The sequence below is a fragment of the Okeania sp. SIO2F5 genome (assembly GCF_010692685.1).
In the GTDB taxonomy this organism is placed as follows: domain Bacteria; phylum Cyanobacteriota; class Cyanobacteriia; order Cyanobacteriales; family Microcoleaceae; genus Okeania; species Okeania hirsuta.
In genome coordinates, this window is sequence record NZ_JAAHGU010000001.1 from 1 (window position 1) to 13,911 (window position 13,911).

Consider the following 13,911-nt stretch of genomic DNA (forward strand, 5'->3'; position numbering starts at 1 on the left):
CGCTACGTCATTACTGAGCTATGTTAGATGGCAATGTGCGCTGGCATATTTACAAATTACAAGAGGTGTCCAATAGCTAAAAGTCTTGTATTATCGGTCTTTTATTCCCCCTTCCGGAGCTGTTGCCTTCCGGAGCTGTTGCCTGCGCACAGCGCTATACATGGCAAAACCTTGTGCTATTCCAAGTCTGTTGAAATGTTAAAGCACTCAATTCGACTACTGATTCATTACCTTAAGTTTAAAGAAGTCCCTGTTCCCACCCTGTCTCTATAATTCATCTTTTAATCTGACAACGCCTGAAATGCCGATCGCTAGTTAAGCAGACTCAGGTTTTGGCAACGATGATGGATGCACTAATAACTCTGCAGTCGATCGCTTCTCTACCATTTCCTTAGTAATAGTACACCGAGTCACATCCTTGCGCGAAGGTAATTCATACATCACATCCAACATCAACTCCTCCACAATACCCCGCAACGCTCGTGCTCCGGTCTTTCTCCTAAATGCTTCCTTCGCGATCGCTCGAATTGCCTCTTCCTCAAACTCCAACTGTACATTATCCATCTGCAACAACTTTTGATATTGCTTCACCAAAGCATTCTGAGGTTTTGTCAAAATTGCCATCAGAGTCTCCTCATCCAGAGGTTCAACTACCGCCACCATTGGTATTCGCCCAATTAACTCTGGAATTAAACCAAACTTCACCAAGTCATTCGGTTCCATTTGCTTCATTAAATCTACAACTTTTCGATCCTTGGACTCCTTTTCTCCTACTTGCTGAACAAAGCCCATTGACTTTTTGCCGTTTCTCTGTTCTACTATTTTATCTAAACCAACAAAAGCCCCACCACATATAAATAAAATATTACTCGTGTCAATCTGAATACAATCTTGATAGGGATGTTTCCGACCACCTTGAGGCGGGACATTCGCAACAGTTCCCTCTAACATTTTTAATAAAGCCTGCTGTACCCCCTCTCCAGAGACATCTCTTGTTATCGAAGGGTTCTCACTCTTGCGAGCTATCTTATCTATCTCATCTATATATATAATACCCCGTTGTGCTTCCTCTACCTCTAAATCTGCCACTTGCAGAAGTCGCAGCAAAATATTCTCCACATCTTCCCCAACATATCCAGCTTCTGTTAATGTTGTCGCATCTGCCACAGCAAATGGTACATCCAATAATTCTGCCAAAGTTTGAGCCAACAATGTCTTACCACAACCAGTCGGCCCAATCAATAAAATATTAGATTTTTGTAATTCCACCTCATCTGGAGAAGACTTGCCACTTTTTTTGGCTTCTACAAAGGTCAGACGTTTATAGTGGTTATAAACTGCCACTGACAAAACCTTCTTACCTTCCTCCTGACCAATAACATGAGTATCCAGATAATTCTTAATTTCTCTAGGTTTAGGAAGTTGGGCAACTGACACTCTTTTGGCAGTACTACTTCGCTTTTGAGTAGGGGTTGTTGGTCTTGGCGTTGGAGATTGTGGCCCTGTTGTGTTAGAGTCAAAAAGCTCCTCATCTAAAATCTCATTGCACAACTCTACACATTCATCACAAATATAAACTCCAGGACCTGCTATTAACTTACGGACCTGTTCCTGAGACTTGCCACAAAATGAACATTTTAGATGGGAGTCGTATTTAGACATAACTTCCTCTTATTACATTGCGGGAACAGACTCTCCTGGTACAGGAAGATTCTGTTTAGTAATCACTTGATCGACCAAGCCATAATTTTTGGCTTCTTCTGCGGACATAAAAAAGTCGCGGTCTGTATCAACTTCTATTTTTTCTAGAGGTTGACCTGTATGAGCTGATAAAAGTTCATTCAGCTTACGTTTATGATATAAGATTTCTTTAGCCTGGATCTCAATATCTACTGCTTGACCTTGAGCCCCACCTAGAGGCTGGTGAATCATTATTCTAGAACTAGGAAGGGACATTCTTTTACCTTTTGTCCCACCAGAAAGAAGAAAAGCTCCCATACTTGCAGCTAAACCATAACAAATTGTTACTACATCAGGCCGTACCTGCTGCATGGTGTCGTATATAGCCATTCCAGCAGTAACAGACCCTCCAGGGGAGTTGATATAGAGTTGAATATCTTTTTCTGGGTCTTCAGCATCCAGGAATAGCATCTGAGCAGTAATGGTATTAGCTACATTATCGTCTACTGGGGTCCCCAAAAAAATTATTCTTTCTCTAAGGAGCCGTGAGTAGAGGTCAAAAGCTCTTTCTCCCATCCCTGATTGTTCAACTACCATAGGAACAATGTTACTAGGACCGGAGTAAACTTGTAACTTATTATAGATATTAACTAAATCATCAGAATATTGAGATATAACCATAGTCCATCAGTTTATATATAAACAAATTTTGTTTTGACTTGCTCATTTTTGATTCGTATCAATCCAAGCTGAATATTATTATGACTTAGCTTTACTAATATTGGTAGTTGGGATTACCCAACCATTCATTAATTTGAGTTTAGTTAATCTTGTTCATTATTGAGGATTTTCCACAGTAGCTACAGGTTCCGCCTCAACTTCTACAATAGTTTCTGACTCTGACTCAGTTTCTACAGGAGTTTCTGTAGCTTCATCTATTTCTGAATCTTTAGTTAGAGTTCCTTGAGGTACTAACTCTACTGTGCCATTTTCTTCCAACCATTTGATTGTTTTTTCCTTCAGTAAGTCTTCTGTGACTACTTCTCTTAATCTATCTGGATCGACATCCTTTCCTTGGAGTTGTCCCATGACTTTAGCTGACTCTGCTACAATCTCTTCTTCATTTACCTCGATTGACTCTTCCTTGGCCACTGTTTTAATAGCCCAATCTCTTTTTAATCGCTCAATTGCTTCTGGCCGCGATCGCTCTTGCATTTCTGGCAATTTATCACTACTGAACAATTCTTTAACATCTATCCCATACTGGCTCAACTCCATGGCACTTTGGGCTAACATCTGCTGAACTTCATTTTTAATTAAAGTTTCTGGTAATTCTACTTCCAGATGGTTCACCAGCTCATTTACAATGGCAATTTCCTTATTCTGTTTTGTTTGTTCCTCTTTTTCTTTGGTAAATTTTTTCTCCATGAACTCTTGTAATTCGGCTAATGTTTCAAACTCACTAATTTCTTGAGCAAAATCATCATCCAACTCTGGTAATTCTTTTTCTTTTAATTCTTTAAGAGTAATTGTAAATACTGCTGGTTTACCTGCTAACTCTGGTTCACCATATTCTTCAGGAAATTGAACGGAAATTTCTTTTGTTTCCTCTAGGTTCATGCCTACTATTCCATCAATGAACCCAGGAATAAATTGTCCTTCTTTCAAATCCATTTGATAATCTTGAGCCTTGCCTCCTGGAACTTCTTTCGGCTCTTCTCCCTCTGTATCAGATGGGATTATACCTTCAAAATCTACTATTGCCACATCTCCTAACTGAGCAGATCTTCCTTCTACGGGAATTAGTGTAGCCTTTTCAGAGCGACGTTCTTCTAGAAATTCATCTAATTGAGCCTGGTCATATTTAGCTTCTTCAGCCTTGACCACCAATCCTTTATAATCATTAACTTTAGCCTCTGGCTCTACATCCACTTTAGCTGAGAAGGCCATTTCTTTTCCTGGTTCAAAATCTTTTACTAACTCTTCAAATTCTGTAACCAGGTCAAATTGACCTATTGCATTGATTTGTTCTTGTTCTCTTGCTTTTTCTAAGCAATCATTAATGAGGTTATCTAAGGCCATAGCTTTAACATAATTTCTACCCAGCCTCTGTATCAATATTTGTCGAGGCACCTTGCCCTTTCTGAACCCAGGAATATTGGCGGTACGGATATATTTCTGAATCACCTGTTCGTAGGCATTCTTGGACATTTCTGGTGTAATCTCGATTTCCAGGCCTATTTGGCTAGCTGGAAGTTTTTCCTGGGTAACTTTCATCGGCGTTTTGTTTAAGTTAGTTAGAACTAAGTTTAAGATTATAGGCTATGATTCTATTAAGCTATATAATTATTTATGGGAATCTTAATATTCTTATTTTCTTTTTCTTGCACTATATCTTTTAGCTTACTATAAATATTTATCTACCTTCGCCAATAATGCTTTGATTTTAGGTTTTTTTTAACTTTATAGCTATTGGCAAAGTAAGTTGAGAACTCTCAATCTGTTAAAGCTACCATATTATGGTACTACTATGTATTTACTTTAAAGTGAAATGATTCATAGATTATTATTTCAGTATTCTCAAGTTGTGACATTATAATCATAATTTGCACGTAAGCATTCAGCGGTCAGTTATTAGCTATCAGCTATTAATTTTGGGGAAGGTAAAAATAATTGAGCAATTGAGACAGAATAAAAGTTACTGTTAAAGTCTCCTTCCTAAACCTGAGAAGTAATAAATAATTACTAATTGCTGATAGCTGAATGCTTACATTTGCACTGATTAAATTTAGACAACAATTTTAAAGATAAATTTTTCTGGATTTTCCTATATTTTATCTGAAGATCAATATGTTAATAGTTGATTATTTAGATAGATAGCCGAAGAAATATAATCGTAAGCATTCAGCTAGCTATCAGCAACAAGAATGTCTCCTTAAGGACAGTGTTTAAATTAACAACTGACTTTAAGGGCAAGGAAGGCAACTTTTGTAGTAAGACAATTAATAAAGCTTTTATCCTAAACTAAAAGCAATAGCTGATAGCTGATAGCTGATAGCTGACGGCTGATAGCTTACATATAATCACCTCAAACTACTACTATATCAAAGGATTAAACTGAAATATCTAAGAATATTTTGATTATATTTGACGATAGTCAGTCAGTAGGTATAGAATTAATTTAGTAATATAGAAATTATATTTGTTTTATTAAAAAAAAGATGGTGTTAGTGCCATTTACGATCAAATTATCTAATTAAGTATCTGTATATATATGAAATACCAAGCTGATTTTTAATCCTTAGTTTATCAAAATTATTTATACTAAACTAACCAATTTGTAAGGAGTAATTATATAATCTAGATGACAATCAAGTTTAATAAAAATAAAAAATATTTCTTAGTTAAGAAGATAAAAAAATTATATAAAACTATTAGTCGGTAAAATTAATGACCATAAAAAAAACTATTAAACTTAATTAAATATTATCAAAAAATCAAATTATTGAACAATTAAGGAGGACAAGAATTTGTCAGAGTTTTACAAAGTAGCAATATTAGGAGCAACTGGAGCTGTAGGTACAGAGTTGTTAGAATTACTGCAAACTAGAAATTTTCCAGTAGCAGAATTAAAACTATTGGCATCACCCCGTTCAGCAGGTAGCACTCTAAAATTTAAAGGACAAAACTTACAAGTAGAAGCTGTAACAGATGATTCTTTTAAAGAAGTAGATTTAGTGCTAGCATCAGCAGGTGCATCTACATCAAAAGAATGGGCAAAGAAAGCAGTAGAAGCTGGTGCTATAGTAATTGATAACTCCAGTGCCTTTCGTATGGACCCTAAAGTGCCTCTTGTAGTTCCAGAAGTTAACCCAAAAGCTGCGGCTCTACATCAAGGCATAATAGCCAACCCTAACTGCACAACAATATTAATGTGTGTAGCAATATGGCCTTTGCATCAAGTCCAGCCAATTAAAAGACTGGTAGTGGCCACTTACCAGTCAGCAAGTGGAGCAGGGGCTAGGGCCATGGAAGAAGTGAAAACCCAAGCTATAGAAATTTTACAGGGGAAAACTCCTGGAACAGAGATTTTTCCCTATCCATTAGCATTTAATTTGTTCCCACACAATTCCCCGTTGAATGAGCAGGGATACTGTCAAGAAGAAATAAAAATGGTTAATGAGACTCGTAAGATATTGGGAACTAACGATATCGGGATTACAGCAACTTGTATCAGGGTGCCAGTATTACGTGCCCATTCAGAAGCTGTTAATTTAGAATTTGCTCAACCATTTAGTGTAGATAGAGCTAGGGAAATATTAAGTCAAGCACCTGGAGTAACACTGGTAGAAAATTGGCAAAAAAATTATTTTCCAATGCCAATGGAAGCAAGTGGTAAAGACAACATATTAGTGGGGAGAATTCGTCAAGATATTTCTCATCCTTGTGGATTAGAATTATGGTTAAGTGGAGACCAGATCAGAAAAGGAGCTGCCTTGAATGCAGTACAAATAGCTGAGTTATTGGTGGAAAAACATTGGTTGAGGGTAGAAGCAGCAACAGTTTAGACTCAGGGTGCAGAAAACAAAAGAAAAAAAAGAGTATTCAACAATTAATAATTAATAATTAACAATTATCTATTATTGAAAAGAAGAGGATTGACTCAAAGGAAAATTTTTTCTTGTTTCTCCTTTAAAGCAGAGGGTTTAAACCTTAATTATTCGCTAAAGTTAGTTCCTATTTCTACAATGTAATGAAATGGGTTATTAACAATAGTTCAGTCATACAAAAATAAAAAAATTTTGCAGAGAGACTGTAAAGCGAAAGCGATGTTAATCTGAAAAAAAATTAGGTCTAGTAAGATAGCCCAAAAAAAAGAATAAGACCTAACAAAGCTATAAAAAAACCATAAGGAGTGCAAAGAGTGTGGTAGATTTCGGTAAAGTTATAACTGCAATGATTACGCCGTTTAATTCAGACGGTAGTGTTAACTATGAAGAAGTAGAAAAACTATCTATATGGTTGACAGAAAATGGGACAGATTCATTAGTAATATGTGGAACAACAGGAGAATCTCCAAGTTTAACATGGGAAGAAGAATATAAACTATTTCAAGTAGTTCAAAAAGCAGTAGCAGGAAAAGCTAAAGTAATAGCTGGTACTGGGTCAAACTCCACAATAGAAGCGATCGCAGCCACCGAAAAAGCTGCTAAATTAGGATTAGATGGTTCATTACAGGTGGTACCTTATTACAATAAGCCACCACAGTCAGGACTTTATGAACATTTTAAAGCGATCGCTCAAGCCACCCCAGAATTGCCAATAATGGTATACAATATACCAGGGCGTACTGGTCAAAATCTGATTCCTGAAACTGTAGCCAAACTGGCCGAAATTCCTAATATTGTTGCGATTAAAGAAGCCAGTGGTAACATAGATCAAGTAAGTCAGATTAGGCACTTGACTGCACCAGAGTTTAAGATTTATTCTGGGGATGATTCCCTCACACTACCACTTATGGCTATTGGTGGAAGTGGCGTTGTCAGTGTAGCTAGTCATTTAGTAGGAAAACAGCTACAAGAGATGATAGTAGCGTTTGAAACAGGTAAGGTACAAGTTGCTACAGAAATTCACCTAAAACTATTCAGCTTATTCAAAGCTTTATTTGCAACAACTAACCCCATTCCGGTAAAAGCAGCTCTGAATCTGCTAGAGTGGAAAGTAGGCTCTACTCGCCCTCCACTATGCGACCCGACCACTGAAGTAACTGAAAAATTATCAGCAGAAATGGGTCAACTAGGTTTATTATGAGTCAATTTCACTGGTAATAAAATTTTTCAGAAAATTAAATATCATCAATCTGAATAATGATTTAGTTACCCCCTCACTAAATCGCTAAAATCTTGAATTTTTAAGAGATTAGTTTTTCTACTTTTAACTAATGGGTATTAAAAATCAGTAATGCCAATTTTAAAAAAGAATGTTTAGAATAATTCAGGGTAATAAAAATAATTTACAGGAGATGTCTCTTTGACTAAAAAAATGAATTACAACCTAAAAAATGGTATAAAAGCTATTCATTATCACTCCTGACTCGCTCATCCAGACACCTAAGAAATAGCCTAGCTATTTATAGCAAATATTTATCAAATTGGTATATAGCAAGGAACAAGTTGATGTTTGACTTATATTGATGATGAATTTGAGACAGAAAAAAGCTTTTCCCTCTGTTTCCTGTTCCCTGCTATAACAATCTTTCAAAATCTTTCAAAGTGAACAACAACAAAAATAGGATAATTATGACAAGAAAGAAATCATCATCTGCCCTAAAAATTATTCCTCTGGGTGGACTACATGAAATTGGTAAAAACACCTGCGTATTTGAATATGATGACGAAATTATTCTGCTTGATGCAGGATTAGCTTTTCCTACTGATGGAATGCATGGTGTAAATATCGTCTTACCAGATGTAACTTATCTGACTGAAAATCATCATAAAATCAAAGGTATGATTGTCACCCATGGTCACGAAGATCATATTGGTGGTATTCCTTTCCATTTGAAAAATGTAGAAATTCCTGTCATCTATGGACCAAGATTGGCAATGGCTTTACTTTACCCAAAACTAGAGGAAGCAGGAGTCCAAAATCGCACAAAATTAAGGACTGTTCGTCCACGTGATATTGTCCGGTTAGGCAGACATTTCAGTGTTGAATATATTCGTAATACTCACTCAATGGCGGATAGCTTTACAGTCGCCATCACAACACCAGTGGGAGTAGTTATCCATACAGGTGACTTCAAAATTGACCATACTCCTGTAGATGGAGAAAATTTTGACTTTCAAAGGTTAGCAGAGTATGGAGAAAAGGGAGTTCACTGCTTATTAAGTGATTCCACAAATTCAGAAGTACCCGGTTTCACGCCTTCAGAAAGGTCAGTTTATCCAAATTTAGACCGAGTATTCGCCAACGCTCCTGGACGTTTAATGGTTACAACCTTTGCATCTAGCGTACATAGATTACAAATAGTTCTAGAGCTAGCAAAAAAACATGGTAGGTTGGTGGCAACAGTAGGGCGATCGATGCTGAATGTGATTGCTCATGCTCGCAATCTTGGTTATGTTAAGTGTGAAGATAGTTTGTTTGTACCTCTACATAGCGTCCGAAGTGTACCTGATGAGAAACTATTGATTCTGACTACAGGTTCTCAAGGGGAACCAATGTCAGCACTAACTCGTATTGCTAAGGGTGAACATAGGCAAATAAAAATTCGTAAAGGAGATACAGTTGTATTCTCTGCCAACCCTATTCCTGGTAATACGATCGCTGTTGTTAACACCATTGACAAACTAATGATGTTAGGAGCAAATGTGATCTATGGTAAAGATAAGGGTATCCATGTTTCTGGTCATGGTTGTCAGGAAGACCAAAAATTAATGTTAGCACTTACTCGTCCTAAGTTCTTTGTACCGTTTCATGGTGAGCATCGGATGTTAGTTAAACACAGTCAAACTGCTCAAAGTATGGGGGTTTCTCCAGAAAATATGGTAGTGGTACAAAATGGTGATGTGGTGGAATTAACTAAAGATTCTATCGGTGTTGCAGACCAAGTACCTTCTGGTATTGAACTGCTAGATAATTCTCGTTCTGGTATGGTTGAAGACAGCATCTTGAGAGAAAGACAGCAATTGGCAGAGGATGGTGTTGTGACTGTAGCGTTGGCAGTGAATTCGGATGGTAAATTGATTGATAGACCTCAATTCGATTGGTGTGGTGTGGTAAGTGCTATGGAAATATCACAAATGCGCGAACTGGTTATCAAGACATTAGAAAATAGTTTGAGCAATAACTGGTTTGAGTATGCTAAGTCAAATAATACTCAAGTTAATTGGTCTGGATTGAAAAAGGATCTTGAATGTGCTGTTCAGCAAATGTTGAGACGAAAGCTTCAAGGTCAACCTTTGCTAGTTTTCTTAATGCAAACTCCAGAAGCAGGAGATATACAAGATAGAAGTGTAGAAGAGAAAGTAGAGCAGAAAAAAGAACTGCCTATACCCAAAACACCACTGGGAAGACGGAAACGTCGGTCTACTGCAGCAAAAGTAGCATCTTAATGAACTCAGAAGGCAGAAGGGTTAGAGAGTAATTTTAAAAACGGACTTTTGATAACCGGATCTGGTATAAGGTGCGTTGCAACGCACCCTAAAGTTAGTTACTCCTGACTCCTCCCTTATTAACTACTGGTACTAGATGTACTAGGTGTCTTCTGTGACTCTGGTCTTTCTTCGGCCAAAATTGCCCCTTCTACAGGACAAACACTTAGGCAAATTCCGCAGTCAATACAGGTATCAAAATCTATCCAATACCAATCAGTTCCCTTAGTATTTTTACCAGGTCCTTCATGGATACAAGCGACAGGACAAGCTCCAACACAGTCAGCAACACCTTCGCAAATATCAGTAACAATTGTATGTGGCATTTTTATTATTTTATCAAGTCAAAACTAAAAATTTCTAAGGGATATTTCTCTGTTGTAATATAGAATCCAGTTATATAGTATATGTTGATAATTCTATAATTACTTCAAGCCTTAAATTTCCCCTACTCTCACACTCCCAACTATATAATTAACTATTCAACCGAACATGATATAACAGGAGAGTTAAGTCGATATTTTTTCTAGAAAATATCAACTTTCTCCACCAATAATATCATGTCCGGATAATTAGGGTTTGCTGAAAAAGTATGAGTGGTAAGAGTAGGAGTCAGGAGCCAGAATCCAGAATCGAGGAGGAATGGGAATTATAGAAGAGGTAGTTGGAAGGATCGTCCCTTAATTTTTCTGCCACAATCTACCCAAAGTATGCTCATTTTTGAACCGGAACTACCTAAAAGCTAGAACTTTTTGATACCTGAAAATATTCAAACCTTTATGTGTAAAGACGTTGAGATTTAATCAGCAAGCCCTAATTAGCAATAGAACTCAATTCCACTGACACGTTAACGTTTGCGATAGCATTCCGTAAGGAAAGTTGTGCGCCAGCAAACAAAAAACTTTCTCCTTTTCCTCCTCTTTATTCTTCTTTCTTCCCTCCTGAGTCCTTACTTCCCCTCCTGGGAGGGGTTAGGGGTGGGTTTACTCCTGACTCCTCCGTCGTTTATTTATAAGTATTCAACCGAACATGATATAATAGCCTAATTTAACTTTTTCAAAAATGCTTCATAAGTTTGAGATTTGGAGCCAAAAACATAATTAGGAGAAGAAACTGTAATATCTGTACCACCTACTTTTCTGAGATGATTAATTGCTGGTAACAACATTTCTTGTTTCACTACAATTGTGGCAGCATACCAATCATTTTTCTTCCCAGAATATACTTTAGCAATAGTCGGTCCTTGTAAACCAGTAATGCCACTTAATCCACTTTTATTCATTAACAAATCACCTATTTCATCTGCCGACTTTCCATGCACATTTGCAGTTATCGACACATATTTTTTTGACTCCATCTGAGCTTCAATTAACTCTAAAAAGACCTTAGTTGTTTCCAACTTAGCTTCACTTTCTTGTAACAAACGTTTATTACCAATTAAACAAGCTTGAGACTTAAGAAGTGTGCCTCCTTCAATTCGCTTTAAACGATTTTCTCTCAGAGTTGTGCCAGTGCTAGTTACATCAGCAATCATATCAGCATATCCCATACTTGGTGCGGCTTCCATTGCTCCTTGGACTGCTACTAAGGAAAAATGTACAATTAACTTTTCATACAACCATTTTCGAGTCAGGTTATTATATTTTGTAGCAATTCTGAGATTTTTGCCTTTCTCTTTAAATAGTAAAGTTAGCTCTGCTAAATCTTCTATGGAAGACACATCTACCCAACTCTCAGGAACGGCTAAAACAACTTCACATTTACCATAACCTAATTTATCCCAAATAACTATTACATCATCATCGGATTGACTTTCTTCACAAACTACGTCATAACCTGTAATTCCTAAGTCAACACTTCCTTCTTCTACTTTTGTAAAAATATCTGCTGCTCTTTGAAATAATACTTTTACTTGTGGCAAGGCAGGAATAGAGCCGAAATATTGTCTTTCACTGGGTCTAGATACAGTTAAACCACAAGCGGACAATAAGTTCATGGCTCCTTTTTCTAATGCACCTTTACTGGGTAAGGCTATTTTTAAAATTTGCTCGGTGGTCATTTTAGTTATCAGTTATTAGTTATCAGTACCTCTGCAATAAGGAGGCTTTAAATCTGGAATATTCTCTTTTTTTTATCCCCTTAAAAGAGGAGTCTATTTACCAGAATTTTTCGGTCATTTGATTTAAGCATTTCCTGCGGAATGCGCTCCCATTCAGCTATTAGTGGTCAGCTCTTCGGTGCGGGATACGCTCCCATTCAGCTTTTTAATGAATGAAGTAAAAATTCGTTTAACTTAATACTACATTTTCCACCCATAAATTGAAGCACAAGAAAGACTTGTTTTGAGTTTTTAACCCATACAATTCAAGCTAATGAATCGGTGGTCATTTCAGTTATCAGTTATTAATTATCAGTACTTCTGCAATAAGGAGGCTTAAAATCTGGAATATTCTCTTTTTTTATCCTCATAAAAGAGGAGACTATTTACCAGAATTTTTCTGTCATTTGATTTAAGGGGATTAATTTTTCAGTAATTCAACTATTTCTAACTTTTTTTACTACTTCATTTAATTCCAAATTTTGCTTTTCCCCAGATTCTAGGTTTTGCAAAAGCACTTTACTATCTTGTTGTTCTACAGAATTTAAAATAATTAAAAATGGAACATTATGCTTAATTGCATACTCAATATTATTTTCAATATTTCTCCCGATAATATCAGTTTCTATCCGCAAACCTAGCTTTCTTAATTTTTCGGCAATTTCGACAGTATAAACATAATCATCTGAACTAATAGCAACTACCAAAATTTCGACAAATTGATAATTATTGATATTCAAATGAGATTTTTCAGCTAATACTTGTCTGAGTTCTTCTATTACATAAGAAAAACCAGTTGCAGGAGTTTCTTTTTGACCTCCTAAACTAACAACTAAATCATCATATCTACCACCACCACATAATTTTCTTTCTCCTAAGTTACTGTCAGAAATTTCAAAAACCATACCTGTATAATATTGGAGACCACGACTAATTCCAAGATCTATACTAATGCGATTTTTGTCTACATTAAAGGCATCTAAACTTTGAAGAATATCTTGTAATTGTGTTAAGCCATAATCATCAATACTGTAAGCTGAAAGTAGTTTTTCTGTTTCTTTTAAAATAGCATTGGGATCTCCTTTTAGTTGACTCAATTCCGTCATAAATTCTAATGCTTGATTGAGCTGTTTAGTTTGGTTTTGATGTTTGATTTTCACTAACAAACGGTCAACTATTTCTTCAGGTTCGCGAGTGCTTGAGAGTTCGATATTCATACTTTCGAGAAACTCAAAAATGGCTGTTCTCGCCTCCTCTTCTTCTAGATTTTGTAGAAGGTCTGTGATTTTTTTTGTCGTAATATTTTTGCCTGGTTGTTGTTGAGCAGAAGTATTTTTTTGAAACGCTGGATAAATTTCAGAGAGTAAATTTTCTACTGTTTGTTTACCTTCTTTTCTCAGAGTTTCCATTTGAGTAAGTAGAAAACTACGAAGACGAGTATCTAACTCAAGATGGTCGAGGAATTTGTTAATAATTCCAACATGACCAATAAACATTTGATATTCAGTTAAACCTAAGCGGTCTAAACCTTGACAGGCCATAGAAATAACTTCCGCATCAGCGATCGCCCCTTTAGCCCCAATTAACTCTATTCCCATTTGGGTAAATTGACGATATCTCTCTTTCTGGGGCTTTTCATAGCGAAATACTGGCCCTGTATAATAAAGTCTTACTGGCAGGGGTATTTCTTGGAAGTTGTCCAAATAAGCGCGGACCACTGAAGCAGTAAATTCTGGCCTGAGACAGAGGCGACGGTTACGATAAATAAAGTCGTAGAGGCGAGAAACTATGTCCTCGCCAGATTTTTTCAGATAGAGTTCGGTATATTCTATGAGTGGCACATCTATGGGTCGGTAGCCATAAGATTCAAAACTACCACTTAGTGCATTTTTGATTTGTTTATCAATGTGATAGGTGTTTGGCAGAATGTCCCTGACACCTCTGACTCGTTCTACTTTTGTAGTTTGCATAGACAAA

Annotated in this window: 9 protein-coding genes; 3 read left to right on the plus strand and 6 right to left on the minus strand. The window is 36.5% G+C overall.

From position 1 onward, the window contains the following. Positions 1–315: 315 nt before the first annotated feature. The 3 genes from clpX to tig form a co-directional block, all read right to left on the minus strand. Positions 316–1,662, minus strand: a complete 1,347-nt coding sequence (clpX, locus tag F6K27_RS00005) for an ATP-dependent protease ATP-binding subunit ClpX (protein ID WP_124145364.1) — start codon at positions 1,660–1,662, stop codon at positions 316–318. A 12-nt stretch (positions 1,663–1,674) separates the two neighbouring features. After that, positions 1,675–2,361 carry an ATP-dependent Clp endopeptidase proteolytic subunit ClpP gene (clpP, locus tag F6K27_RS00010; protein ID WP_124145365.1) on the minus strand — a complete coding sequence of 229 codons (687 nt, stop codon included), beginning with the start codon at positions 2,359–2,361 and terminating at the stop codon, positions 1,675–1,677. A gap of 156 nt (positions 2,362–2,517) precedes the next feature. After that, positions 2,518–3,957 (minus strand): trigger factor, encoded by a 1,440-nt coding sequence (gene tig, locus F6K27_RS00015; protein ID WP_287273864.1) that lies wholly within the window; start codon positions 3,955–3,957, stop codon positions 2,518–2,520. Positions 3,958–5,210: 1,253 nt separating this feature from the next. Between tig and F6K27_RS00020 the strand changes: the two genes are divergently transcribed. The 3 genes from F6K27_RS00020 to F6K27_RS00030 all read left to right on the plus strand — a co-directional run bounded on the left by F6K27_RS00020 (position 5,211) and on the right by F6K27_RS00030 (position 9,797). Beyond that, positions 5,211–6,248 (plus strand): aspartate-semialdehyde dehydrogenase, encoded by a 1,038-nt coding sequence (locus F6K27_RS00020; protein WP_287273862.1) that lies wholly within the window; start codon positions 5,211–5,213, stop codon positions 6,246–6,248. A 358-nt stretch (positions 6,249–6,606) separates the two neighbouring features. Continuing rightward, entirely contained in the window at positions 6,607–7,491 is an 885-nt protein-coding gene (gene dapA / locus F6K27_RS00025) for a 4-hydroxy-tetrahydrodipicolinate synthase (protein WP_287273861.1), read from the plus strand. 488 nt (positions 7,492–7,979) lie between these two features. Beyond that, positions 7,980–9,797 (plus strand): ribonuclease J, encoded by a 1,818-nt coding sequence (locus F6K27_RS00030; RefSeq protein WP_287273859.1) that lies wholly within the window; start codon positions 7,980–7,982, stop codon positions 9,795–9,797. A 119-nt stretch (positions 9,798–9,916) separates the two neighbouring features. On the opposite strand, the gene F6K27_RS00035 is transcribed toward F6K27_RS00030, so the two are convergent. From F6K27_RS00035 to hisZ, 3 genes are all read right to left on the minus strand, one after another. Then, the gene (locus F6K27_RS00035) at positions 9,917–10,162 is read right to left on the minus strand and encodes a ferredoxin family protein (protein WP_124146801.1); all 246 of its coding nucleotides are present in this window, start codon (positions 10,160–10,162) and stop codon (positions 9,917–9,919) included. A gap of 716 nt (positions 10,163–10,878) precedes the next feature. Further along, complete coding sequence (hisG, locus tag F6K27_RS00040) at positions 10,879–11,895, minus strand: ATP phosphoribosyltransferase (RefSeq protein ID WP_287273857.1); 1,017 nt, start codon at positions 11,893–11,895, stop codon at positions 10,879–10,881. 476 nt (positions 11,896–12,371) lie between these two features. Continuing rightward, complete coding sequence (gene hisZ, locus F6K27_RS00045) at positions 12,372–13,904, minus strand: ATP phosphoribosyltransferase regulatory subunit (RefSeq protein WP_287273856.1); 1,533 nt, start codon at positions 13,902–13,904, stop codon at positions 12,372–12,374. Positions 13,905–13,911 lie beyond the last annotated feature (7 nt).

Coding starts and splice junctions, on each gene's coding strand:
- tig (WP_287273864.1), bottom strand. CDS start 3,957: ATGAAAGTTACCCAGGAAAAACTTCCAGCTAGCCAAATAGGCCTGGAA.
- hisZ (WP_287273856.1), bottom strand. CDS start 13,904: ATGCAAACTACAAAAGTAGAACGAGTCAGAGGTGTCAGGGACATTCTG.
- clpX (WP_124145364.1), bottom strand. CDS start 1,662: ATGTCTAAATACGACTCCCATCTAAAATGTTCATTTTGTGGCAAGTCT.
- hisG (WP_287273857.1), bottom strand. CDS start 11,895: ATGACCACCGAGCAAATTTTAAAAATAGCCTTACCCAGTAAAGGTGCA.
- F6K27_RS00035 (WP_124146801.1), bottom strand. CDS start 10,162: ATGCCACATACAATTGTTACTGATATTTGCGAAGGTGTTGCTGACTGT.
- clpP (WP_124145365.1), bottom strand. CDS start 2,361: ATGGTTATATCTCAATATTCTGATGATTTAGTTAATATCTATAATAAG.
- F6K27_RS00030 (WP_287273859.1), top strand. CDS start 7,980: ATGACAAGAAAGAAATCATCATCTGCCCTAAAAATTATTCCTCTGGGT.